This window comes from Kitasatospora sp. NPDC057512, from assembly GCF_042802135.1.
GTDB lineage: Bacteria > Actinomycetota > Actinomycetes > Streptomycetales > Streptomycetaceae > Kitasatospora.
Genome location: NZ_JBHVET010000038.1, coordinates 1 through 24479 on the forward strand (window position 1 = coordinate 1; position 24479 = coordinate 24479).

General features: G+C 74.9%; 20 protein-coding genes. 13 read left to right on the forward strand and 7 right to left on the reverse strand.

Annotated elements, in window-relative coordinates; genetic code table 11:
- Positions 1–135: 135 nt before the first annotated feature.
- The 6 genes from ACFU6K_RS04930 (at position 136) to ACFU6K_RS04955 (ending at position 6350) form a co-directional block, all read left to right on the forward strand.
- Positions 136–963 (forward strand): hypothetical protein, encoded by an 828-nt coding sequence (locus tag ACFU6K_RS04930; protein WP_380660936.1) that lies wholly within the window; start codon positions 136–138, stop codon positions 961–963.
- Positions 964–1153: 190 nt separating this feature from the next.
- Positions 1154–2044, forward strand: coding sequence for an ABC transporter substrate-binding protein (locus ACFU6K_RS04935; RefSeq protein ID WP_380660937.1), 891 nt, complete (start codon positions 1154–1156; stop codon positions 2042–2044).
- A gap of 31 nt (positions 2045–2075) precedes the next feature.
- On the forward strand, positions 2076–3059 hold the full coding sequence (locus ACFU6K_RS04940) for an amino acid ABC transporter permease (RefSeq protein WP_380660938.1): 984 nt from the start codon (positions 2076–2078) through the stop codon (positions 3057–3059).
- The gene (locus ACFU6K_RS04945) at positions 3056–3856 is read left to right on the forward strand and encodes an amino acid ABC transporter ATP-binding protein (protein WP_380660939.1); all 801 of its coding nucleotides are present in this window, start codon (positions 3056–3058) and stop codon (positions 3854–3856) included. The genes ACFU6K_RS04940 and ACFU6K_RS04945 overlap by 4 nt, the downstream gene beginning before the upstream one ends.
- A gap of 29 nt (positions 3857–3885) precedes the next feature.
- Positions 3886–5514 carry an amidohydrolase family protein gene (locus tag ACFU6K_RS04950; RefSeq protein ID WP_380660940.1) on the forward strand — a complete coding sequence of 543 codons (1629 nt, stop codon included), beginning with the start codon at positions 3886–3888 and terminating at the stop codon, positions 5512–5514.
- Positions 5511–6350: a serine hydrolase gene (locus ACFU6K_RS04955; protein ID WP_380660941.1), complete on the forward strand. Its 840-nt coding sequence runs from the start codon at positions 5511–5513 to the stop codon at positions 6348–6350. The genes ACFU6K_RS04950 and ACFU6K_RS04955 overlap by 4 nt, the downstream gene beginning before the upstream one ends.
- 69 nt (positions 6351–6419) lie before the next feature.
- Here the strand turns inward: ACFU6K_RS04955 and ACFU6K_RS04960 are convergent, their stop codons facing one another.
- Together ACFU6K_RS04960 and lysA are read right to left on the reverse strand one after the other, a co-directional pair.
- Positions 6420–7343 carry a LysR family transcriptional regulator gene (locus ACFU6K_RS04960; RefSeq protein ID WP_380660942.1) on the reverse strand — a complete coding sequence of 308 codons (924 nt, stop codon included), beginning with the start codon at positions 7341–7343 and terminating at the stop codon, positions 6420–6422.
- 9 nt (positions 7344–7352) lie between these two features.
- Positions 7353–8741, reverse strand: coding sequence for a diaminopimelate decarboxylase (gene lysA / locus ACFU6K_RS04965; RefSeq protein WP_380660943.1), 1389 nt, complete (start codon positions 8739–8741; stop codon positions 7353–7355).
- A gap of 185 nt (positions 8742–8926) precedes the next feature.
- Between lysA and ACFU6K_RS04970 the strand changes: the two genes are divergently transcribed.
- From ACFU6K_RS04970 to ACFU6K_RS04980, 3 genes are all read left to right on the forward strand, one after another.
- Positions 8927–9595 carry a GntR family transcriptional regulator gene (locus ACFU6K_RS04970; RefSeq protein WP_380660944.1) on the forward strand — a complete coding sequence of 223 codons (669 nt, stop codon included), beginning with the start codon at positions 8927–8929 and terminating at the stop codon, positions 9593–9595.
- A 104-nt stretch (positions 9596–9699) separates the two neighbouring features.
- The gene (locus tag ACFU6K_RS04975; protein ID WP_380660945.1) at positions 9700–10950 is read left to right on the forward strand and encodes an MFS transporter; all 1251 of its coding nucleotides are present in this window, start codon (positions 9700–9702) and stop codon (positions 10948–10950) included.
- Between the two features lie 163 nt (positions 10951–11113).
- Entirely contained in the window at positions 11114–11683 is a 570-nt protein-coding gene (locus ACFU6K_RS04980; RefSeq protein ID WP_380660946.1) for a Uma2 family endonuclease, read from the forward strand.
- A gap of 2 nt (positions 11684–11685) precedes the next feature.
- On the opposite strand, the gene ACFU6K_RS04985 is transcribed toward ACFU6K_RS04980, so the two are convergent.
- Complete coding sequence (locus ACFU6K_RS04985; RefSeq protein ID WP_380660947.1) at positions 11686–13752, reverse strand: MDR family MFS transporter; 2067 nt, start codon at positions 13750–13752, stop codon at positions 11686–11688.
- A gap of 286 nt (positions 13753–14038) precedes the next feature.
- Between ACFU6K_RS04985 and ACFU6K_RS04990 the strand changes: the two genes are divergently transcribed.
- Positions 14039–15514, forward strand: coding sequence for an MFS transporter (locus ACFU6K_RS04990; RefSeq protein ID WP_380660948.1), 1476 nt, complete (start codon positions 14039–14041; stop codon positions 15512–15514).
- A gap of 148 nt (positions 15515–15662) precedes the next feature.
- On the opposite strand, the gene ACFU6K_RS04995 is transcribed toward ACFU6K_RS04990, so the two are convergent.
- Both ACFU6K_RS04995 and ACFU6K_RS05000 read right to left on the reverse strand, forming a co-directional pair.
- On the reverse strand, positions 15663–16502 hold the full coding sequence (locus ACFU6K_RS04995) for an SAM-dependent methyltransferase (RefSeq protein WP_380660949.1): 840 nt from the start codon (positions 16500–16502) through the stop codon (positions 15663–15665).
- Between the two features lie 99 nt (positions 16503–16601).
- The gene (locus tag ACFU6K_RS05000; RefSeq protein ID WP_380660950.1) at positions 16602–17351 is read right to left on the reverse strand and encodes a hypothetical protein; all 750 of its coding nucleotides are present in this window, start codon (positions 17349–17351) and stop codon (positions 16602–16604) included.
- Between the two features lie 445 nt (positions 17352–17796).
- Here ACFU6K_RS05000 and ACFU6K_RS05005 point away from each other — a divergent pair, with 445 nt between their 5' ends.
- A complete protein-coding gene (locus ACFU6K_RS05005) occupies positions 17797–20610 on the forward strand; it encodes a hypothetical protein (RefSeq protein WP_380660952.1) in 2814 nt (937 codons plus the stop codon).
- Positions 20611–20743: 133 nt separating this feature from the next.
- Positions 20744–21733, forward strand: a complete 990-nt coding sequence (locus tag ACFU6K_RS05010; RefSeq protein ID WP_380660953.1) for an ABC transporter ATP-binding protein — start codon at positions 20744–20746, stop codon at positions 21731–21733.
- 21 nt (positions 21734–21754) lie between these two features.
- Here ACFU6K_RS05010 and ACFU6K_RS05015 read toward each other — a convergent pair whose 3' ends face one another.
- The gene (locus tag ACFU6K_RS05015) at positions 21755–21937 is read right to left on the reverse strand and encodes a hypothetical protein (RefSeq protein WP_049658969.1); all 183 of its coding nucleotides are present in this window, start codon (positions 21935–21937) and stop codon (positions 21755–21757) included.
- Positions 21938–22104: 167 nt separating this feature from the next.
- Positions 22105–23655, reverse strand: a complete 1551-nt coding sequence (locus tag ACFU6K_RS05020) for an AMP-binding protein (RefSeq protein ID WP_380660955.1) — start codon at positions 23653–23655, stop codon at positions 22105–22107.
- A 227-nt stretch (positions 23656–23882) separates the two neighbouring features.
- Here ACFU6K_RS05020 and ACFU6K_RS05025 point away from each other — a divergent pair.
- A partial coding sequence (locus ACFU6K_RS05025; protein WP_380660956.1) for an AAA family ATPase occupies positions 23883–24479 on the forward strand: 597 nt, incomplete at its 3' end.

Below are 24479 nucleotides of genomic sequence, written 5' to 3' on the forward strand. Positions count from 1 at the left end.
GCGCCGTACGGGGTGTTCGTGGTGGGCCCGGTGCGGGGAGACCGGCACCGGGCCCGCATCGGGCGGGTTCGTGGGACCGTTGGGTCCCCGGGCCCGCCCGACTGTCGTGTCCGACCGAGGAGAGGGAGCGGCTGCATGCCCCGCAAGACGAAGGCCGACGGCCGCGGGCCCCGGCGGTCCCACTGGCTCAGGGCCCTGACCGCGATCGTGGTGTGCGGCGCCGCGGCGGGCGGTGTGGCCGTCTATCGGACGGTCTCCGACGAGGCCGTCGAACGTCCGGTGACCACCGACGAGGCGGGCCGGCTCGCCCTGTCGCGCCTGAACCTCTACCAGGCGAGCCCGGTGGCGGTGACGCTCACGGCCGAGGAGGGCGGGGGCGTCACCATCCGGGTCGACGGGGTCGTCGACTACCGCAACCACCGGGGGGTCGGCCGCTACCGGACCACCGGGGCGAGCGGAGCGCTGGACCACGGCCTGATCGTCTGGGACACCGGCGGCCTCGGGCTGGCCCCCGACAAGGCCGGCACCGCCCCCGCCACGCCCGCCGCCACTCCCACGCCCGGCGCCACCGACGCCCCGGCCTGGGAGCAGGCCGAGCGCATCCCGCGCCAGGGCTGGTCGCCGCGCACCTACACCGCGGACCCACTGGACGCCGGACTGAACCTGCTGGTCCAGCTCGGCGCGGACCGCCCCGACAACCCGCTGCTGCTCGCCCAGTCCGGGGCCCGCTGGCTGGGCCGGGACCGGATCGACGGCAAGGGCTACGACCGCTTCGCCGGTCCGCGCGCCCAGGGGGCGGCGCCCGACGGCGCCCGTTCGCCGCTGACCTACTGGGTCGACGGCGACGGCGGGCTGCGCCGGGTGACGATGCGGATGCCGGGGCTGGGCACCCCCACCACCGTCGAGCTCGCCGGACGGCAGGCGGACGCCAAGCTGCCCGAGGCCCCGTGGCTGACCGGCTGACCGGCTGACAGGTCGACCGGCCGACCGGCTGATTGGCCGACCAGACCGGCCCGGTACGGCCGGAAGCCGCAGGACAGGGCGGTCAGCCGTACAAAAATCGTTGGTGAGGCAGCAATAGCTTCATCATCTTCCGTTCACCCGGACTCGGCTGCCAGCATCGGCGCACCGTCACCGCCCGAGGGAGTAGCCGATGAACCGCCCCCGTTCCCTGCGCTGTCTGGCCGCACTGTCCCTGGTCGTCCTGGCCGCCACCGCCTGCGGGCGCTCCGACCAGGGCGGCTCCCCGGCCGCCGGCGCGGCCCAGGCCGCGCAGAACGCCGGGAAGAGCGCCGCCGAGCTGCTCCCGGCGAAGAACAGGCAGAGCGGCGTGCTCAGAGTCGCCACCTCCGTCGGCTACCCGCCGATGGAGATGTACAAGACCGGCACCACCGAGCTGACCGGAGTCGACCCGGACCTCGCCGCCGCCGTCGCCGGAAGGCTCGGCCTGAAGCTGGAGCTCGCCAACTCCTCCTTCGACGGCCTGATCCCCGGCCTCCAGGCCGGCCGCTACGACCTGGTGATGTCCTCCATGACGGACAGCGCCCAGCGCCGCCAGGCCGTCGACTTCGTCGACTACTTCCGCACCGGCGGCGTGATCATGACGAAGAAGGGCAACCCCGAGGGCATCAAGTCCCTGGAGGACCTCTGCGGCAGGAAGGTGGTCCTCGCCAAGGGCAGCTCCAACCTGGAGATCGGCGAGCAGCAGAACGCCAAGTGCGCCACCAAGATGGCGATCTCGCAGAGCGAGGACGCCCCGACCGGGCTGCTCCAGCTGGACAGCGAGCGGGCCGTGGCCACGATCGTGGACTACCCGGTGGCGCAGATGTTCGTACAGAACAGCGGCTCCTACGAGGTGCTGCCGGACCAGTACGGGACGGCGCCGTGGGGCATCGCGGTGGCGAAGAAGGAATCCGGGCTGCGCGACGCGGTGCAGAAGGCGCTCCAGGAGCTGATCGAGAGCGGCGAGTACCGCAAGGTGCTGGACACCTACCAGGTCGGCGGCAGCGCGGTGGAGCGCGCCACCGTCAACGCGGCGCAGTGAGAACGGCGGCACCGACGAGATGAGCACCGACATGAGAGACCCCGCGACGCCCGCCGACCCCGCGACGCCCGCACCGGTGTCCACGGCCGCGGCCGACGACGACCTGGCCTTCGAGGTCACCGGCCGGCCCCGCCCGGCGCGCTGGTTCGCCGTGCTGGCGGCGGCCTTCGTCGCCGTCTGGCTGGCCTGGACGATCATCGTCAACCCCAACCTGCACTGGGACATCGTCGCCAGGTACCAGTTCGACGGCGTGATCCTGGAAGGGCTCTGGGTGACGGTCCAACTCACCCTGATCTCCCAGGTGGTGGGCATCGTCATCGGCGTGGTGGTCGCGGTGATGCAGCTGTCCGACAGCCCGGTGCTGCGGACCACCGCCGGGGCCTACACCTGGTTCTTCCGCGGCACCCCGCTCCTGGTCCAGCTGATCTTCTGGTTCAATCTGGCGCTGCTCTTCCCGGAGATCAGCATCGGCATCCCGTTCGACGGGCCCAAGCTGGTCAGCTGGCAGTCCAACACCCTGATCACCGGCTTCGTGGCGGCGCTGCTCGGCCTGTCGATCAACGAGGGCGCCTACATGTCCGAGATCGTCCGGGCCGGCATCCAGAGCGTCGACCCCGGGCAGCGCGAGGCCGGCGCCTCGCTGGGCATGTCCAACCGGCAGATCCTCACCCGGGTGGTGCTGCCGCAGGCGATGCGGGTGATCATCCCGCCGTTCGGCAACCAGTTCATCTCGATGCTGAAGACCACCTCGCTGGTCTCCGTCATCGCCGGCGCCGACCTGATGACCGTCTCCCAGCACCTCTACCTCGCCAACTTCGAGGTGATCGCGCTGCTGATCGTCGCGTCCCTCTGGTACCTGGTGCTCACCACCATCGCGAGCGTCGCCCAGCACGCGGTGGAGCGGAAGTTCAACCCGGCCGGCGCTCCGCCGGCACTGCACCGCCGGGTGCTGGCCAACCTGCGGCCGGGGCGCGGCGCAGCACAGAAGCGCGTGAAGAAGGGGGAGGGCAAGTGACGGGTACGGACCTGGAGAAGCCGACCGCCGAGGTGGTCCTGTCGGCCCGGAAGGTGCGCAAGCACTTCGGGGACCTGGAGGTGCTGCGCGGTATCGACCTGGAGGTCCGGGCGGGGGAGGTGCTCTGCGTGATCGGCCCCTCCGGCTCCGGCAAGTCCACCCTGCTGCGCTGCTTCAACCACCTGGAGAAGATCGACGCCGGGCGGATCGAGGTGGACGGCGAGCTGGTCGGCTACGAGCCGCACGGCGCCTCCGGCAGCAGGCTGCGCGAGCGCCGGCCGCGCGACATCCGCCACCAGCGCGAGCGGATCGGCATGGTCTTCCAGCGCTTCCACCTCTTCCCGCACCGCACCGCGCTGCAGAACGTGATGGAGGGCCCGATCGCGGTCAAGGGGCGCCCGCGCCAGGAGGCCGAGCGCCGGGCCCGCGAGCTGCTCGCCCGGGTCGGCCTGGCCGACCGCGCCGACCACTACCCGGCCCAGCTCTCCGGCGGCCAGCAGCAGCGGGTGGCGATCGCCCGGGCGCTGGCCATGGAGCCGACCCTGATGCTCTTCGACGAGCCCACCTCCGCGCTCGACCCGGAGCTGGTCGGCGAGGTGCTCGGCGTGATGCGCGACCTCGCCCGCAGCGGCATGACGATGATCGTCGTCACCCACGAGATGGGCTTCGCCCGCGAGGTCGCCGACCGGGTCGTCTTCATGGACGAGGGCGCCGTCGTGGAGGCCGGCAGCCCGGCCGAGGTGTTCACCGCCCCGCGGCACGACCGCACCCGGGCCTTCCTCTCGACGGTGCTCTGATGGGAGCGACAGGACTGATGGGAGCGGACGTGACCACGACCCCGGTCGACCTGCTGCTGCGCGGCGGCACCCTGGTGGACGGCACCGGGGCGCCCGGCCGCGCGGCCGACCTCGCCGTCGCGGGGGGCCGGGTCACCGTCCTGCCGCCGGGCACCGCGGTGGCCGCGGCCGAGACGCTGGACGTCACCGGACGGGTCGTCACCCCCGGCTTCATCGACGTCCACACCCACTCGGACGCGCTCGCCGCCCCCTTCGGCGGCGGCACCCACACCGACGGCGACGCCCTGGACGAACTGCGGCTCGCCCCGCTGCTCCAGGGCGTCACCACCGAGATCAGCGGCAACTGCGGGATCAGCCTGTTCCCCGCCCTGCCCGAGCGGCTGCCCGAACTGGCCGGGCACCTGCGGGTCTCCTTCGGCCTCGGGCCGGTGCTGCCCGCCGAGGACTTCGACGCCTTCGCCGCCGGCCAGCGGCCCGAACTGCGCCGCAACCACATCACCTCACTGGTCGGCCACGGCACGCTGCGCGCCGGGGTGATGGGCTTCGAGGACCGCCCGCCCACCCCCGAGGAGCTGGCCGCCATGTGCGACCTGCTCGACCGGGCGCTGGCCCAGGGCGCGGCCGGCCTCTCCACCGGCCTGATCTACCCGCCCGGCGTCTACGCGGACACCGAGGAGATCGTGGCCCTGGCCAAGGTCGCCGCGCGGCACGGCAAGCCGTACGTGACCCACCTGCGCGACGAGATGTCCCAGGTGGAGAAGGCCCTGGAGGAGGCGCTGGAGATCGCGGTGCGCTCCGGCGCCGCGCTCCAGGTCTCCCACCACAAGACCGCCGGGCGGCACGCCTGGGGCGCCACCCTGCGCACCCTGCCGCGCCTGGAACAGGCCCGCGCCGAGGGCGTGGACGTGCTCTGCGACGTCTACCCGTACACCGCCGGCAGCACCGTGCTGCACGCGATGCTGCCGCCGTGGACCAGCGAGGGCGGGCCGGCCGCCCTGCTGGAGCGGCTGCGCAGCAAGGAGGTGCGGGACCGGATCCGGGCGGACATCGCGAACGGCGTCGACGGCTGGGAGAACACCGTCGGCAACGGCGGCTGGGACCTGATCTCGGTGGCCGCCGCCCCCGCCCGCCGTACCGCCGAGGGGCGCCGGATCGCCGACCTGGCCGCCGAACGCGCCGCCGACCCGGTCGACTACGTGTGCGACCTGCTGCTGGAGGCGCAGGGCGAGGTGACCATCATCAGCCACTCGATGCGCGAGGACGACGTCCGCCGGGTGCTGGCCAGCCCGCTGTCGATGATCGGCTCGGACGGCGTGCCCAAACCCGGCCGCCCGCACCCCCGTTGGGCGGGCAGCTTCGCCCGGGTGCTCGGCCACTACGGGCGCGAGCAGGGGCTGCTGCCGCTGGAGCTCGCGGTGCACAAGATGACCGGCCTGCCCGCCGAGCGGTTCCGGCTGGCCGGGCGCGGGGTGGTCCGGAACGGCGCCGTCGCGGACCTGGTGGTGCTGGACCCGGCGGCCGTCCTGGACGGCGCGACCTTCGAGCGGCCGCTGCTGGCGCCGGTGGGCGTGGAGACCGTCGTGGTGGCCGGCCGGGTCGCGGTGCGCGGCGGCCGGCCGACCGCGAGCCGGGCCGGAGAGGTGGTGCGGGTCCGATGAGCCTCGCCCAGGTGGCCGCCGCCGCGCGCAGCTCGGCGGCGCTCCCGCTGACCCTCGCGGTGGCCGCCGTCGACGTGGACGGCGGCGAAGCGGTCGGGGTGGACGACACCGTCGTGCTGCCCGTCGCCAGCGCCTCCAAGCTGCTGCTGCTCGCCGAGGTCGCCCGGCGGCTGGATGGCGGGGAACTGGCGGCCGGGCAGCCGGCGGCCATCCTCCCCGAGGACGTCACCGGCGGCACCGGTCTGCTCGGCCGGCTCAGCCGCCCCGGCTGGACGGTGGAGGACCTGGCCTGGCTGACCGCCGCGGTCAGCGACAACACCGCCACCAACGCCCTGCTGCGGCTGGTCGGCCTGCCGGCCACCGCACGGCTGGCCCGCGACCTCGGGCTGGAACGGCTCACCCTGCACGACCGGGTGCGCGACGAGCGCGGGCCGGACGTCCCGCCGGTCTTCGCCACCGGCACCGCCCGCGACCTGGCCCGGCTGGTGGCCCTCGCGGTCCGGGGCACCATGGCCACCCCGGCGGCCTCGGCCCGGCTGCTCGGCTGGATGCGCGCCAACACCGACCACGGGCTGGTGCCCGCGCTGATCGACCACGACCCGTACGCCCCCGGCTTCCCCGAGCCGCTGCCCGGCCGCCTGCTGGTGGCCAACAAGACCGGGACGGACACCGGGGTGCGGGCCGACGCGGGCGTCATCGTGGGCGCCCGGCGGGTGGCCTACGCGGTCGTCGCGCACTGGGACGTGGCGCTCGGGCCCAGCACCGAGCGGGCCGCCGTGCACGCCATCCGGGACGTCGGCGGCGCCCTCGCGGCCTGGGCCCAGCGGCCGGCCTGACGGGTTCCGGGCCGGGGAGGCCGGGGCCGCCGGGGGAGTCCGAGCCGGGCATGGTCCGGGTCGGGGAGGTCAGGCCCAGCGCATGTCGAGCAGCGACCTGATCTCCCCGGCCGCCGCGCCGAGTTCGGCGAGGAAGGACCGCAGCACCGGGTTGCGGTTGGTGGTCCGGGTGGCCACCCCGATCCGGCGGTGCAGCTGCGGGTGGTCCAGCCGGCAGACGTGCACCCCGGCGCTGTCGGCCAGGCCGAGCGCCGGGATCAGCGCGACGCCCATGCCGGCCCGCGCGAGGTTGATGGTCACCTGGTAGTGGTCGCTGCGGCAGCGCACCCGGGGGCGGAACCCCTCGGCGGCGCAGGCGCGTTCGAGCACCGGCTCGCCGGTGCTGCCGCCGTGGGTGCCGATCCAGCTCTCGCCCTCCAGCTCGGCCAGCCGCACCAGTGAGCGCCGCCCGAGCCGGTGCCGCAGCGGCACCACGACCAGCTGCGGCTCCTCGAAGTACATCCGCACGTCCACCGTCGCCTGGCGGCACCACGGGTCCAGCGGGTGCTCGAAGACGACGGCCGCGTCCAGCCGGCCGGCCTCCAGGTCCGGGACCAGCTCGTGCGGCTGGCCCATGATCAGCTCCAGCTCCACCTGCGGGTTCGCGGCGGAGAACGTGGCCAGCGCCCGGGGCAGCAGGTCCAGCCCGGCGGAGGCGAAGAAGCCGATCCGCAGCACTCCGGCCGCGCCCTCGGCGTGCGCCCGCAGGTCGTCCTGGGCGACGGCCATCAGATCGGCGATCGCCTGGGCGTGCTCGGCCAGCCGGACACCCGCGGGCGTCAGGCGCAGGGACTGCGGAGCCCGTTCCACCAGCGCGACACCCAGCTCCTGCTCCAGGCGGGCGAGCTGGTGCGAGATGGCGGACGGGCTCAGGTGCAGGGCCTGCGCCGCGGCCACGATGGTGCCCCGGCGGGCGATCTCCAGGAGGACGTGCAGTCGGGCGCTGTTCAGCATCGGCCCAGGTTAGACGGCATGCGACCGCTGCGCAGCCACCGGTTCGCCGGTGCCGTCGGCGGCGGCGACGTCCAGCCGGAGCAGGTCGTGCTCGGTCTCCCGGCGCACCACCAGGCGGGCCTCGCCGTTGCGGACGAAGACCACGGCGGGCCGCGGCAGCTTGTTGTAGTTGGAGGCCATGGCGTAGCCGTAGGCGCCGGTCACCGGGGTGGCCAGCAGGTCGCCGACCCGCAGGTCGGCGGGGAGCGCGGCGTCGTCGATGATCACGTCGCCGCTCTCGCAGTGCTTGCCGACCAGCCGGGCGTGCCGCGGCCGGGGTGCCTCGGGGCAGCGCGGCAGGAAGGCCTCGTAGCGGGCGCCGTACAGCGCGGGGCGCAGGTTGTCGCTCATCCCGCCGTCCACGCTGACGTACGTGCGCACGCCCTCGATCCGCTTGACGGTGCCGACCCGGTACAGGGTCAGCCCGGCCCGGGCGGCGATCGAGCGGCCGGGCTCGACGCCCACCTCGCCGCTCCAGCCGGCGCCGCGCACCGCCGCGCGGACCCGCTCGGCCCAGACGGCGAAGGAGGGGGCGCTCTGCCCGCTCAGGTAGGCCACGCCCAGCCCGCCGCCGACGGTCAGTCGGCGCAGGCCGTGCTCCACCGCGAACCGGGCCACCGCGGCGGCGCCGTCGGCCAGTTCGGCCGGGTCCAGCACCTGGGAGCCGACGTGGGCGTGGACGCCCTCCAGCCGTACGGCGGCGGAGCCCCGGGCCCGGCGCACCGCGGCCGCGGCGGCGCCGTCGGCCAGGCCGAAGCCGAACTTGGAGTCGTGGCCGCCGGTCTGGATGGCCTGGTGGGCGCCGGCCGCGACCCCGGGCGCCACCCGCAGCTGGACCCGGGCCGGAGGCAGGCCCTCCTCGCGGTGCAGCCGCTCGATCCGGTCCAGCTCGTCGAAGCTGTCCACCACGATGTGGCGCAGGCCGACGGTCAGCGCGGTGCGCAGTTCGGCCTCGTCCTTGTTGTTGCCGTGCAGCACGATCCGGTCCGGGGCGACCCCGGCGTACAGCGCGGTGCGCAGCTCGCCGCCGGAGGCGACGTCCAGCAGCAGGCCCTCCTCGGTGGCGAGGCGGGCCATCGCGGTGCACAGGAAGGCCTTGGAGGCGTAGGCGACGTTGCCCCGGCCGAAGGCGGCCACCGCCTCCCGGCAGCGCCGGCGCAGGTGCTCCTCGTCGTAGACGAACAGCGGCGTGCCGTACCGGCGGGCCGCCTCGTCCAGGAGCACGCCACCGACGGCCAGGCCCTCGGGGCGGAACTCGGCGGTGAGCGGCAGCAGGCCCGGGTCGAGGGGCGGCAGGGCCGGGTCGACGCTCGGCAGGGCCGGGTCGAGGGGCGGCAGGGCTGGGGACAGAGGGGACAAGGCTTCCTCCCGGCAGGCTGGTTGGCCCCGCCCATCCTCGGCCCTGCGGGAGGGGGTGAGAAAGCGCATTCTTCCGGCCCTGAGCAGTACCGAAACCGATGCTCCGGCCCGGGTCACGGCTCTGTCGGGACTGTTGCATCCAATCTTGCATCTAAGCTTGCATCTATGGTGCTACGGTGTGCTCCATGGCCGACACCCCGCCCCCCGCCCGCGTCCCGGCCGCGGACCGCGCGTACGACCTGACCAAGGACCTCATCCTCGGCGGCGCCCTCCCCGGCGGCACGCTGATCAGCGAGGGAGAGATCGCCGAGCGCGCCTCGCTCAGCCGCACCCCGGTCCGGGAGGCCTTCCTGCGGCTGCAGGCCGAGGGCCTGCTCCAGCTCTTCCCCAAGCGCGGAGCCGTCGTGGTGCCGGTCGGCCCCGGCGAGGCCGAGGACGTGCTGGAACTGCGCGAGGTGCTGGAGAGCACCGCCGTCCGCCGGATCACCCGCCGCCCCGACGGCCTCGACGCGCTCGTCCGGCAGCTGTCCGAGCTGATCGACCAGCAGCGCGAACCCGCCCGCCGGGCCGACCTCGGCGCCTTCGCCGACGCCGACGAGGCCTTCCACCGGGGCATCGTGACGGCCTCCGGCAACGAACTCGCCGAACGGTTCTACGGGACGCTGCGCGACCGCCAGCGCCGGATGGCCGTCCAACTGCTCCAGGTGCGGCCGGAGGGGCAGCGGCAGCGGCTGGCCTCGCTGGTCGAGGAGCACACCGTGCTCGTCGAACGGATCGCCGCCCGCGACGCCGAGGGCTTCACCGCCGCCCTGCGCGCCCACCTGGACGCCCACCGCGCCGTCACCGACCGCTGACCTTCCCCCATCGCGCGCGGACGACCGCGCGCACCGACGCGCGTTCGCGCGCACAGCCCCGACGGACCGCCGGGACCTCCCGTCCGACAAGGAGCAGCACCACCATGAGCACCACCCGGCCACCGTCCGCCGGTCCCGTCGCACTGTCCGGCCGGGGGCGGCCGTGGCTGCTCGCCGCCCTGGCCATGTTCTGCTGCGGATGGGGCGGCAACCAGTTCACCCCGCTGCTGCTGATGTACCGCCACCTCGGCGGCTACTCGGAGGTCACCGTGGACGCCTTCCTGGGGGCGTACGTCCTCGGGCTGGTCCCCGGACTGCTGGTCGGCGGCGCGGCCTCGGACCGCTACGGGCGCCGCCCGCTGATGATCGGCGCGGTGGCCGCCTCGCTCGCCGCCAGCGGGGTGCTGTGCGGCGGCGTGACCGGTGAACTCCCCATCTACGCCGGGCGGTTCCTCACCGGCATAGCCGTCGGCATCGCGATGGCCGTCGGCACCAGCTGGGTCAAGGAGCTCTCCCAGGCCCCGCACGACCCGGCCGCCGACCCGGGCGCCGGCGCCCGCCGCGCCTCCCTCGCCCTGACCCTCGGCTTCGGCCTCGGCGCCGGCGTGGCCGGCGTGCTCGCCCAGTGGGGCCCCTGGCCGATGGTCACCCCGTACCTCGCCCACCTGCTGGTCACCCTGCCCGCGCTGTTCCTGCTCCCGAAGGCCGTCGAGACCCGGGCGCGCGCGACCGCCGCCGTCCGCGGCCTCTGGGCCGACCTCAAGGTCCCGGCGGCCGGGCACCGGCGCTTCGTCCGGGTGGTCCTGCCGATGGCCCCGTGGGTGTTCGGCTCGGCCGGCGTCGCCTACGCGGTGACCCCGCAGCTGGTCGGCGACCGGCTCGGCCACTGGTCGCTGGCCTACGCGACCCTGCTGACCGTCCTCACCCTCGGCACCGGCGCCCTCGTCCAGCCCTTCGCCAAGCGCCTGGACTCGCTCTCCTCGGCGCGCGGCGTCATCGTCTCCATGGTGCTGATGGCCTGCGGCATGGCCGTCTGCGCCGGCGACGCGGCGCTCCGCTCCCCACTGCTCGGCCTGGCCGGCGCGGTCCTCCTCGGCGCCGCCTACGGCATCGGGGTGGTCTCCGGCCTGCTGGAGATCCAGCGCATCGTCACCCCCGACGACCTGGCCGGCATCACCGGCGTCTACTACGCGCTCTGCTACTCCGGTTTCCTGCTCCCCGCCGTGCTCGCGGCGCTCTCCTCGCTGGCCTCCTACACCGTGATGCTCAGCGTGGTGACGGCCCTCGCCCTCGCCAGCCTCGCCGTGATCACCCTCTCCTCCCGCCGCACCGCCCCCGCCGAACCCTCCCGCTGACCCCACCACCGCCGCCGCCCCCGCCCACCCCCGGGCGGGGGCGGCGGCCTGCTCCGTGAACCGGACACGCACGGACATGAGCGGTCAGGGCGCGTCCAATTCCGGTCGGTCGGCCGGACGGTGGCATGGTCTGAGGGAGAATCGCGGAGGAAGGAGACCCGTTGTGAGTACGGCATCCCGAGTCCCTGGCGACTACAGCTCCGTCAGTGACCCCGAACAGGCATTGAAGTATGCGATCCGGCACGTTGCGGGTGACCGCACCCAGATCATTGAGGGAGTCATCACCCCCAGGTCACCGTCGTGGGCACACGAGTCCGCCGCCGATATCGTCCGTCGTCAGCTCCGCTCTCGGCTGGAGCAGCTCGACCTGGTGTCCGGTTCCGGCGACCTCGACCTGCCGGGCAGTGAGAACTGGTACACCCCGGACCTGGCGGTCGTGCCCGCCGAACTCGCGATGCAGACCGAGGGCGCGCTGCTGCCTGATCAGACGCTGCTGATCGTCGAAGTCAGGTCTCCCGCCACCGCGGAGACCGACCGTGTCGTCAAACGCCGTCGCTACGGCCAGTACGGTGCTCCGCTTTACCTCCTGGTCGACCTACAGAACCGCAGCTGCACCCTGTACAGCGAGCCGACCCGTCTCGGCTACGCCGCAGAGAGCGGGCCGCATCCCTTCGGCACGCCCGTTCCCCTCCCGGCGCCCTTCGACCTGGAGCTCGACACCTCCCGGCTGTAGGACTAGACCTTGGCGTCGTCCTGGGGGCGGGCGTGGGCGGGGAGGCCGTTGGTGAGGTCCTCGACCAGGAGGCGCCAGGCGATGGTGTCGGCGGCGGCCCTGAGCCGGGGGCTGCGGGGGCGGCCGGCGTCGGCGTCGAGGCGGGCGTTGAGCCAGTCGGACCAGGCGCCCGCGAGGGTGCGGACCTCGTGGGTGCCGGCCTCGGTGGGGGAGAGGCGGTCGCCGTCGCGGCGGAGGTAGCCCTCGGCGGCCATCCGGTCGAAGACCGGCTCCAGGACCTCGGGCGGTACCCGCTTGCGGGCGGCGATGAGGTCGAGCGAGGCGTGGCCGACGGCCTTCTTGTGGCCGGCCACCTCCATCAGCGCCCAGGCCCCGGCGAGGTCCACCCGGGCGCCGGCGCCGGAGACGATGGTGCGGACGGTGTCGAGGTCCACCCCGCGGACGATCTTGCAGACCGAGTACTCCAGGTGCGGGTCGGAGTCGGCGGTGGTCGGCTGGGCGAAGCCCTCGCCCATGTCGGTGGAGCCCGCCCGGGCGGTGTCGCGCAGCTGCACCTGCTTGAGGAAGAGCGCCACCACGAAGCCGACCACGGCCACCGGGATGGTCCACAGGTACACGGTGTGCAGGGCGTCGGAGTAGGCCTGGACGATCGGCGCGGCCTGGTCGGCCGGCAGGCGGTGCAGGCCCTGCGGGCTCTCCGCCGCGTGCGCGAGCACGGCCGGGTCGGCGCCGGTGAGCCGGGCGGCGGTGCCGATCCCGTGGGCGAGTTCGGTCTTCAGGCTGTTGGCGTAGATGGTGCCGAACACGGCGGTGCCGAAGGAGCTGCCGATGGTGCGGAAGAAGGTCACCCCGGAGGTGGCGGTGCCGAGGTCGGCGTAGTCGACGGTGTTCTGCACGGCGATGGTGAGGACCTGCATGCTCAGCCCGATGCCGGCGCCGAGCACGAACATGTAGAGCGAGGCCAGCGCGGTTCCGGTGCCGGGTTCCAGCCGGGAGAGCAGGTAGAGGCCGACGGCCATCACCGCCGTGCCGACGATCGGGAACAGCCGGTACTTCCCGGTCTTGCTGACCGCGTTGCCGCTGCCGACCGAGGCGATCAGCAGACCGATCACCATCGGCAGCGTCCGGACGCCGGAGACGGTCGCCGAGTCGCCGTCCACGTACTGGAGGAAGGTCGGCAGGAAGGTCAGCGCGCCGAGCATGGCGAAGCCGACGATGAAGCTGAGCACCGAGCAGACCGTGAACACCGGGTTGCGGAACAGCCGCATCGGCAGCATGGGTTCGACGGCCCGGGTCTCCACCCAGCAGAACAGGCCGAGTGCCAGCGCGCCGCCGACGAACAGGCCGATGATCACCCCGGAGCCCCAGGGGTACTCGTTGCCGCCCCAACTGGTCGCCAGGATCAGCGCGCCGGCGCCGACCGCGACCAGCACGATGCCCAGGTAGTCGACGACCGGGCGGGTCGCCGAGCGGACCGAGGGGATGGTCCGGGCGGCCGCGGCGACCACCACGACGGCGATCGGCACGTTGACGTAGAACGCCCAGCGCCAGGACAGGTGGTCGGTGAACAGCCCGCCCAGCAGCGGCCCGATCACCGTGGCCACGCCGAACACCGCGCCGATCGCGCCCTGGTACTTGCCGCGCTCGCGCAGCGGGATGACGTCCGCGATCAGCGCCATGGCGGTGACCATCAGGCCGCCCGCGCCGAGGCCCTGCACGGCCCGCCAGGCGATCAGCAGGGTCATGTTGGTGGACAGGCCGCACAGGAACGAGCCGCCGACGAAGACGATCGCCGAGACCTGGAACAGCAGCTTGCGCCCGTACAGGTCGCCGAACTTGCCGGCCAGGACGGTGGCCACCGTCTCGGCCAGCAGATAGGACGTCACCACCCAGGACATGTGGGCGGCCCCGCCGAGGTCCGAGACGATGGTGGGCAGGGCGGTGCCGACGATGGTCTGGTCGAGGGCGGCCAGCAGCATGCCGAGCACGATGGTGGCGAACACGACGTTCCGCTGCCGGACGTCCAGCACCGGAGGGGCGGAGGGCGGGGTCTCGGTGGCGACGGTCATGCCGTCAGCCTCCGGGGTGCGGGCGGCGACCGCGATCCGGTTCGGCCGTTCGGGTGAGGCCGGGGTGACGGCGGCCCGGTCGGTGACCCGGTGGCGGTCCCGGTCGGTGACCCGGTGGCGGCCCGGCCGGTGCCCCGGTGGCGGTCCCGGTGGCGGCCCCGGACGGGCCGGGCGACGATGAGCCGGACGAAGCCGAGCGAATTCGAACGAGCCTGACCGAAGTCGACCGAAGCCGAGCGACGTTCGTCCGGGGCCAGGACGCCCCGGCCCCCGGGAAGGGGCTCCCATGAACGCCGACCCCCCGCGCAGCACCGCGCACCCGGCGCAGCCCGGCGCCACCGCCGTGGGCGGCCGGGCCGCCGCCCGCCGCTGGCGGGCGCTCGCGGTCTGCCTGGTCGCCGGCTTCATGACCCTGCTGGACGTCAGCATCGTCAACGTCGCGCTGCCGACCGTACGGGCCGGGCTGCACATGTCCGACAGCGGCCTGCAGTGGGTGCTCAGCGGCTACGCGCTGGCCTTCGGCCTGGTGCTGGTGCCCTCCGGTCGGCTCGGCGACGCGCGCAGCCGGCGGGCCGTCTTCCTCGCCGGGCTCGCCCTGTTCACCGTGGCCAGCGCGCTCGCCGGGGCGGCGCAGAGCCAGGAGTGGCTGGTGCTGGCCCGGCTGTTCCAGGGCGCGGCCGGCGGGGTGCTGGTGCCGCAGGTGTCCGGCTTCATCCAGGTGCTGTTCCAGGGCCCCGAGCGCGGTCGGGCCTTCGGCGCGCTGGGCGCGACGATCGGGTTGTCCACCGCCGTCGGGCCGCTGCTCGGCGGGCTGCTGATCCACGTGGTCGGCCCGCAGGACGGCTGGCGCTGGGTGTTCCTGGTCAACCTGCCGATCGGCGTCGCCGCGCTGCCGGTCGCCTACCGGCTGCTCCCGGCGCCCCCGCCCGCCGGCGACCGGGCCGGGCACCGGGACTTCGACCCGGTCGGCGTGCTGCTGCTCGGCGCCGGGACGGTCGCGCTGCTGCTGCCGTTCGTCCAGGCGCAGCAGTGGCACGGCCCGACCCGCTGGCTGCTGCTGCCGCTGGCGGCGGTGCTGCTCGCCGCCTTCGTCGGCTGGGAACTGCACTACGGGCGGCGGCGCGAGCCGCTGGTGAGCATGGCGCTGTTCACGGTACGGCCGTACGCGGCTGGGGTGCTGCTGTCGCTGGTGTACTTCGCCGGGTTCACCGCGATCTTCTTCATCTTCACGCTCTACCTCCAGGCGGGCCTGCACTACTCGGCGCTGACGGCGGGTCTGGCGATCACGCCGTTCGCGGTCGGCTCGGGGGTGTCCGCGGCGGTGGGCGGGCGCCTGGTGAGCCGGCTGGGGCGGCGGCTGGTGGTGGCCGGACTGGTGCTGGTGCTGGCCGGGCTGCTGGCCTCGGCGCTCGCGGTGCAGCTGTGGTCGGGGCCCCGGGTGGGCTGGACGACGGCGCTGCCGCTGCTGGTCGCCGGGGTGGGCAGCGGACTGGTGATCGCCCCGAACCAGACGCTGACCCTCCAGCAGGTGCCGGTGGCGCGGGCGGGCAGCGCGGGCGGGGTGCTGCAGACCGCGCAGCGGGTCGGCTCGGCGGTGGGCATCGCCGTCGTCGGCTCGGTGTTCTTCGCCCACGCCGCGGGGCCCCGCCCGGACTGGTCGCTGGCGTTCCAGCTGGGTGTGACGGTCGCGGCCGGGCTGGTGCTGGCGGCGCTGCTGGTGGCGGTCGCCGACACGGCCTCGGGCCGGGGCGGCCGGCCGTAGCGCACGGGCGGTCGTAGCGCACGGGCGGCCGGGGCCGCCGAGCGGCGGCCGGCGGCGATCACCGGGCGCGAGCGCGAGGTCCTCACCCCGGCCTACGAGGCGGGCCTGGTCTCCGTGTCCGGATGACCGGGCCCGTCGCAGAAACGATTCAGCGCTTGATCGCCACGCCCGCGTACATTGCGATGTCCTGGTCGCGGACGGGCGCGGCACCGGCGTCCGGCCGCCAGCGGTGCACCAGCGTGACGCCCGGGTCGAGCAGCTCGTAGCCGTCGAAGAAGGCCTCCGTCTCGGCCTTGTCGCGGATCTGGAGCGGGATGCCGCGCGCGTTGTACTCACGGCCGACGCCGCCCACGCCCACCGGGTCGGTGTCCCCGGTGAAGACCGTCAGGGCGAGGAAGCTGCCGGGGGCCAGGGCGTCCATGAAGCGGCGCACGATGCCCTGGGGGTCGTCCTCGTCCAGCACGAAGTGGACGATCGCGATCAGCGACAGCGCCACCGGCTGCGAGAAGTCGAGCACCTCGCGCAGCCGGGGGTTGCCGATGATCGACTCCGGGTCGCGGAAGTCGGCCTCCACGTAACAGGTCCGGCCCTCGGGCGTGCTGTCCATCAGGGCCCGCGCGTGGGTCAGCACGATCGGGTCGTTGTCCACGTACGCGACCCGGGCCTCGGGGTCGACCGCCTGGGCGACCTCGTGCACGTTCGGCGAGGTCGGGATGCCGGTGCCGATGTCGAGGAACTGCCGTACGCCGTACTGCTCGGCGAGTCTGCGCACCGAGCGCTGCATGAAGTCGCGGGTGGTACGCATCGAGGTCGGCAGCGCGGGCCAGGCCCGGACCGAGGCGTGCGCCGCGACCCGGTCCGCCTCGAAGTTGGTCTTGCCGCCGATGAGGTAGTCGTAGACCCGGGCGGAGTGCGGAACGTCCATCCGCAGGTCCACCGACGGGTAGTCCTCGCGCGGACCGTGCTCTGCCCGGATCTCGTTCGCCATGCTTGTTCTCCCGCCGCTGGGCATCCGTCACCGACCGCCCTGGTGGCGGTTCATGGTGCGCATGGTAACGGTCGCCCGCCGCAAGGGAATGACAGGGTCTCAGGCGTGCGCCTCCGGGTGCTTCGGGTCGAGCGCGTCGGCGCCCGGCTGACGGGGGACCACGGCGCTGTCGGCGTCGCGCCGGCCGTGCGCCGCGAGTTCGAGGGCGGCGCCCGTCCAGGCGAAGCCGAAGGCCCAGGTGGCCAGCCACTCGCCCAGGTACAGCGGCCGCACCGGCCAGTCGGAACCGACGCCCGTCACCCCGGCCAGCAGGGAGAGCGCCAGGGCGGCCAGGATCACCACCCCGGCCACCAGGTAGGCCGTGCCCACCCGGGCCGGCTGGGCGGAGCGGGGGTTGCGGAAGGAGTAGAGGCAGAACACCGCCAGCATGACGAACAGCAGGCCGGCGAAGACCAGGTGGAACACCCCGACGGTGCGGTCGAGGCCGGACCCGCTCCCGGCGTACGTCGGGCACAGTGCGACCCCGAGCGCGAAGAACCCGGCCGCCGTGCTCCAGCGGTCGTCCCGGCGGTCGAAGCGGTAGCAGATCAGGAACACCCCGAGGGCGCACAGCGCGCCGACGAAGACGTTCCGGGTGTCGGTGTAGTACGCGCCGCTCATCGAGTTCGGCCAGAAGCCGTCGGTGCCGCGCCCCGTCAGCTCGGCGGCCAGCCAGTTGCCGAACGGCAGGGCCACCGGCAGCAGGATGCCGATCAGGCCGACGCCGAGGCGCAGGATCGCGATGGTCCGAACGTCCTGGACGCTCCGCCGGACAGCGGGGGAGTTCTGCGTGCGCACGTCGTGAGTCACGGACGCCTCCTTGCCTTTCGCACGGGCGCGTGGGCCCGCTCGTCCTCCGGCCGCGCGGGACGGCGTGGGGCGGCGTCGGACGGGCGCCGCGACACACCTGAGCGACCGTCAACTGGTGTACCCGCATTGGCGTTCGAAGCACCACCGATTTGAGCGGTTTAGACCCCCGATGACCGTCCGGAGCGCCCCGGACGACCATCTCCTACGGACCCGCCGGGCCCGACGGTTCAACTCCCGCGCGGAGAGCGGGACAACGGCCCCCACCAGCCCCAACCGTGCCTGGACGAGCCGGAATCGATCTGTACGATTCCCTTCCGATCGGTGATCGGATCTGACAGCATCGTCCGGCGACCGGTCGCCGGTGATCCGTGCGCGACGCGCGCACGACGTGCCCACCCGCGGCCCACTCGACGGCCGCCGTCCTGCTGCGCCTCGTGGAGGAGACGTGACCGCCAAGGCCGGCACCCCCGGGGCCGCCCACCGCCCGGCGCGCTGGGTCCGCACCCGGCTGCGCGCCAACCCGGGCACCGCCCTGCTGACGGCGGCCCTCGCGTTCGTCACCGTCCTGCTGTCCGTGGCCGTCCCCCGCGTCACCGACCGGGGCGCGGACGCGGCGCTGCGGGACCACGTGCGCCGGACGGGCATCCACGCGACCAGCCTGCACTTCGCCTCCAAGGCCCGGCCGACCGACACCGCCGCCGACCTCGACGCCGTCGACCGGCAGCTCGTCGAACGGGTCGGCCGGAAGCTCGCGCTGTCCCCGGCGGGCCTGGCGCACGGCTCCGTGACCGATTCCGTCCCGATGTTCAACCCGGGCTACCGCCGGGTGAGCGACAGCGCCCCGCCCAGGCTCTCCCTGGTCCACCTGGCCGGCCTCGCCGACCGGGTGACCCTGACCGAGGGCAGCCGCCCGGGCCCCGCCGCCGCCGGAGCCCCGCTGCCGGTGATGATCAGCCGGACGGCCGCCGAACTGATCGGCATCAGGATCGGTGACGTCGTCGACAGCGGCAGCACCGGCCCCGACAGCCGACGGACCGCCGTGGTGACCGGCCTGTTCCAGGTCAACGACCCGCTGGACCCGTTCTGGACCGGCCTCGGCTGCCCGGACCGCCCCTGCCTGAACATCGACCTGGAGCACGGCAACTGGCTGGGGGCCACCGGCTTCGTCGACGGCGACAGCCTGGCCGGGCTGACCGGCTGGGGCACGTCCGTCCAGAACTTCTGGCGGGTGTCCGTCGACCCCGCCCCGCTGCGCGCCGACCGGCTGGAGCGGACCCGCGCCGACGTCCTGCCCCTCCTGTCCGGACCGGGCGCCGCGGCCCTGGCCGCCGAGACCGGGCGCGCCGACCTGCGGGCCGTCTCCACTCTGCCCGTCATCCTCGACCGGGCGGCCGAGCGCTACCGGGCCGCGATGGCGCTGAGCGCGATCGGGCCGGCCGGCGTCGCGGGCGTCGCCGTGGTCGTGCTGTGCCTGGCCGCTGCGCTCGGCACCGACCGCCGCGCCGCCGAACTCGGGCTGCTCCGGGCCCGCGGCGGTTCGCGCGGCGGGGTGCTGCTGCGGCTGCTCGGCGAGGGCGCCGTGACCGTGCTGCCCGCCGCCGCACTCGGGGCGGCGCTCGCCCTGGTGCTGCTGCCCACCCCGCGCTGGGGCCTCGCGGTGGCGGCCGGCCTCGGCACGACCCTGCTCGCGCTGCTCGCCCTCCCGGCCCGCGCCGCCCTGCTGTGGGGCCGCCCCCGGCCAGCCGGCCGCGCGCGCCGGGTGGTCGGCGAACTCGCGCTGCTGGCCGTCACCGCCGTGGCGGTGGCCGAGGTCCGCCGACGCGGCGTCGGCCACTCCGGCCGGGGCGTGGACCCGCTGCTGGTGGCCGCCCCGCTGCTGCTCGCCGTCTCCGGCGGCCTGCTGCTGGCGAGGATCGAGCCGGTCGTGGTCGGCTGGCTGGCCGCACTCGCCGGCCGCGGCCGCGGACTGGTCGGCTTCCTCGGCCTGGTCCGGGCCGCCCGCGACAACTCGGGCCGGCGGCGGCCCTCCGCTCTGCCGCTGCTCGCCCTGCTGATCGCCGTCACGGCCACCGGCTTCGGGGCCACCGTGCTCGACACGGTGGACCACTCCCGGACGCGCGCCGCGCGCCTGTCCGCCGGCGGCGACGTGTCCGTCTCCATCCCGGTCTACGCCAGCCTGCCGGAGGCCTTCACCAAGGCGGCCGGCGAACTGCCCGGCGTCCGGGCCGCGACCGGCGCCTGGATCGAGGAGCGGGCCACCTTCGTCGGCGGCGACCGGGAGACCGCCGAGGCCATCCTGGTGGTCGTCGAGCCCGAGGCCTACGCGGAGATCTCCCGCACCGCCGGGGTCGGCGGGTACGACCCGGCCAAGCTGGCCGCGGCCCCGGGCGGCAAGGACGGCCCGGTGCCCGCGCTGTTCAGCCGGGACCTCGCCGCGCACCTGGCCTCGGGCGCACCGCAGGTGCGCACGCCCTCCGGCAGTCAGATGGCCACCAGCGTCGCCGGGATCGTCACCGCCACGCCCGCCCTGCCGGACCCCGGCAAGCCCTTCGTCGTGGTGCCGGCCGGCCCCACCGCGGAGCACCTGCCGGAACTCAAGCGGTCCAACAAGGTGAACAAGTGGTTCGCCGTCGGCGACGTCGACCCGGACCGGGTCCGCGCCCTGCTGCGCGAGCGCGCCATCGGCAGCGGCGCGCTCCTGGGGCGCCTCGCCAAGCTGATCGACGAGGAGGCCACGGCGGCCGGGAAGACCAGCGCCGGCCTGCCCCCCGGCTACGTGGTGCACAGCAGCCGCGAGAAGATCGCCGAGCTGGCCGGCGACCCGGTGCAGCACGCCGCCGGCCGGCTGTTCTGGTACTCGGGCTTCGCCGCCGCCGGGTTCGCCCTGCTGGCCGTGCTGCTGACGCTGCTGCGGGCCGCGCCGGACCGTACGGCGGTGCTCGCCCGGCTGCGCACCATGGGCCTGCGACCCCGGCAGGGCCTGGTGCTGATCATCGCCGAGGCGCTGCCGCAGACCCTGGCGGCGGCCGTCGGCGGCGGGCTGGTCGCGCTGGCCGCGGTCGCCCTGCTCGGGGGCGCCTTCGACCTCTCGGCGCTGGTCGGTGCCACCGTCGGCGAGACCCTGGCCCCGGCGGTGCTGCCGGTGCTGCTGCCCACCGCCGGTCTGGCCCTGGTGGTCGGCCTCGGCGTGGTGCTGGAGACGCTGGTCGCCGGCCGGCGCCAGATCGCCACCGAACTGCGAGCGGGGGAGCGGCAATGAGGCCGGGACGGACAGCGGCGGACCCGCCGGGAACGGCGGGCGGGGGCGGGGCACGGGCCGTGACAGCGGCCCGGTCCGCCGGGACAGTGGAGAGCGGTGCGATGAAGCAGACAGTCGAGACAGGAGACCACCGGTGAAGAGCACTCCCCAGGAGCGGACGGTCGTCGAGGCCCCCAGCCTCCAGGAGCTCCAGCAGCGGGCCCTCGCCGCCGCCTCGCCCAAGGCGTACGGCGAGGGAGCGGCCATCGTCTGCGACCGGCTGGTCCGGATCTTCAGCGCGGAGGGGGTCGAGGTCCAGGCGCTCCAGGGCCTGGAACTGACCATCCGCCAGGGCGACCTGGTCGCCCTGGTCGGCGCCTCGGGCAGCGGCAAGTCCACGCTGCTCACCATCCTCGCCGGGCTGGACGTGCCGACCGCCGGCACCGCCACCGTGGCCGGCTGCGACCTGCTGGAGATGTCGGTCAAGGAGCGGCTGCGCTACCGGCGCGAGGTGGTCGGCTTCATCTGGCAGCAGACCGCCCGCAACCTGCTGCCCTTCCTCACCGCCGCCGAGAACATCGCCCTGCCGATGCAGCTGCGCGGCCGTCGTTCGGGCGCCGGCGGGGCCCGGCAGCAGGCGGCCCGGGTGGCGGAGCTGATGGAGGCGCTGGAGATCGGCGAGCTCGCCCACCGCAAGCCCAACGAGCTCTCCGGCGGCCAGCAGCAGCGGGTGGCGATCGCGGTGGCGATGGCCAACAACCCGCCGGTGCTGCTCGCCGACGAGCCCACCGGCGAGCTGGACTCGGAGACCGCCGGGATCATCTTCGAGTCCTTCCGCACCGTCAACCGCGAACTGGGCGCCACCGTCGTGATCGTCACCCACGACCCGATGGTCGCGGGCGAGGTCCGTCGCACGGTCGCGATCCGGGACGGGCGGACCGCCAGCGAGGTGCTGCGCCGCACCGTGACGGACGAGTACGGCGAGGAGTCGGTGAACGAGCGCGAGTACGTGATGCTGGACCGCAGCGGCCGGGTGCAGCTGCCGGTCAAGTTCCTGGAGTCGCTCGGCATGGAGCACCGGGTGGCGGTCGATCTCGCGGCCGACCACATCGAGGTGCGGCCGGACGACATCGCGGGGCACTGACCGGCGGTGGGCGGCGCGGCGTCAGCTGTCGCCGCCCATCCGCTGGAAGAGCCCGCTGCCCTCGGCGTCCGCCCGGAGGTCGGGCGGCGCCTCCTCCGCGGCGCGCTCGCCGCGCGAGGTGGCGGTGCAGAGGGCGAAGACGATCAGGGCACTGGCCGCCACGGCGAGGATGCCCAGTGCGGTCAGGACGCGTAGCCAGGTCAAGGGAGTGCCTCCTGGGGGGACGGTGCGGCCCACAGCGACGTGCACGGCGCTGCCGGGGAGGTATCGGCAGGTCGGGCCGCACGATCGAGTGCCCACGGACGGTTCTTCCCGCCGGGTGGTGCACGAGAGGTCGCCCGCGTAGGCGCTCGATGCACTCGTCGGGCGCGTCACACCCCGTCGCGCGCCCCCGCGGTGGCGGCCGTCCGTCCGGTCCCGGCGTCCACCTGGGCCCGCAGGGCGCCGAGGTCCGGCTTCCCGAGGCCGTTCAGCGGGATCGCGGGCAGCAGCAGGAGCGTGTCCGGGGCGCACCGGCCGAGGCCGTGCGCCCGGCCCCAGCGGTGCAGCTGTCCGGCCGTCAGCCGCGAGCCGGGGACGAGGGCGACGGCGGCGTGCACCCGCTCCAGGCGGTCCGGGTCGGTGGTCGTGAACATCACCGCCTCGCGGACCTCCGGGTGGGTGCGCAGCGGCTCCTCGATCTCGCGGGGGAACACATTGTGCCCCTCGACGACCGCCATCGGGTCCCGCCGCCCGGCCACCGTCAGATAGCCGGCCGCGTCCAGGCTGCCCAGGTCGCCGGTGCACAACCAGCCGTCCCGGAGCACCTGTTCGGTCAGCTCCGGGTCGCGCCAGTAGCCGGCCATCGCGGTCGGCGTCCGGACGCAGATCTCTCCGGTCCGGTCCGGCGGCAGCTCGGCGCCGTCCTCGTCCAGGACGCGCAGCCCGGTGTCCGGGTACGGGCGGCCCGCGGTGGTCAGCAGCCGCGGCGCCAGGTGCTCGTCCGGGCCCAGCCGGGCGACCGGCCCGCACTCCGTCAGGCTGTAGGTCTGGTGCAGCACCCGGCCCAGCCGCCGGGTCGCCTCGGCGAGGCGCCGCGGCGAGGGCGCGCAGCCGGTGTAGCCGACCCGGCGCAGGCTGCCGGTGTCGGTCGTCGGCAGCAGCGGGTGGTCCAGCAGCCGGTACAGCAGGTGCGGCGGCAGGTACATCCGGGACACCCGGTGCCGCTCGACCGCCGCCAGCACGGCCCCGGCGTCGAACCCGTCCTGCATCACCACCGTGCCCCCCGCCGCCAGCGCCAGGTCCGCCGTGGTGCCGCCGCCGTGGCAGAGCGGGGTGCACAGCAGGAAGACCGAGCCGGCGAGCAGCGGCGGGCGCGGCGGACGGGCGAAGCGGCGCAGCACCCCCTTCGGGCGCCCGGTGGTGCCGCCGGTGAACCGCACCGCCATCACGTCCTCGGGCCGGTAGCGGGGCGCCAGCGGGGCGGGGGAGCGGGCCGCGGCGAGGTCCAGCAGGTCCGAGCCGAGCCCGAACGGCGACGGGCCCAGCGAGAGCAGGACGGCCGAGGGCACCGCCCGTGCGACCCCGTCGGCCGCCGCCGCGCACCGGACCGGGTCGAAGACCAGCGCGGACGTCCCGGCGAACTCCGCCAGCGCCACCTGCTCGGCGACCGGCCCGTCCGGGAACGGCATCGCCACCCGGCAGCCCAGCAGGTTCGCGGCCAGCCGCACCAGCAGCGCCTCCGGCCGGTTCCCGGCCAGCACCGTCACCCCGTCCCCGCGCCCGAGCCCGGCCCGCTCCAGCGCGCGGGCGGCGCGGTGCACCAGGTCCAGGCACCGCTGCCCGGTCCACTCCTCGTCCCCGTACCGGACCGCCACCCGGGCGGGATCGCGAGCGAGCCCGTCCAGCACCAGCGCGGTGTACGTCGGAGCCGCCTCCGCCATGGCCCGCCCTCCTGTCTGACGGCTCGTCAGCCTAGTGGACGGCGGGCCCACGGGTGCACTGCGGCCGCCGGGGGCCCAGGAGCCCCGACGGGCGCGGGCGGCGGGCGGGGGTGGCCACCCGTCCAGGGGGCGAGGCCCGGCCCGGCCGGATCCGCCGGGCGTGCCGAGCGGGCGGTCGGCCGTTGTTGTTAGGGTTCCCGGTCGGACGTGAACGGGGGATCGGACTGGTGGGCGGCGGGGTGGACGCGGTCGTGGCGCCGCGCGGCGTGGTCGATCTGCGGGGCGAGGCCGGGGCGGGGTTCGTCACCGCCTACCCGGCGGACGCCGTCGTGGTGGTGTCCGGGCTGCCGGGGGCCGGGAAGAGCACGCTGCTGCGGCGCTGGTCCGGGGCGGCGGTCCGGGCCGTGGACCCGCGGACGGTGCACGAGGCCTGCGAGGCGGTGATGCCCGCCGCCCTGCCGTACGCGGTGTACCGGCCGTGGGCCCGGCTGGAGCACTTCCGGCTGCTGCGCTCCTCGGTGCGCGGCGGCGGCCCGCTGCTGGTGCACGACTGCGGCAGCCGCGCCTGGATGCGGCGCTGGCTCGCCCGGGAGGCGGCCCGCCGGGGCCGCGAACTGCACCTGGTGCTGCTGGACGTCGGCGCCGCCACCGCGCTGGACGGCCAGCGGGCCCGCGGCCGGCACGCCTCCACCCGGGTCTTCGCCCGCCACCGCCGCGGCCTGGAACAGCTGTTGGCCGCCTTCACCCGGCACGTGCGCTCCGGCGGTCCGATGCCGACCCCGGAGGCCTCGTCCGTCCTGCTGCTGGACGCCGCCTCCCGCTCC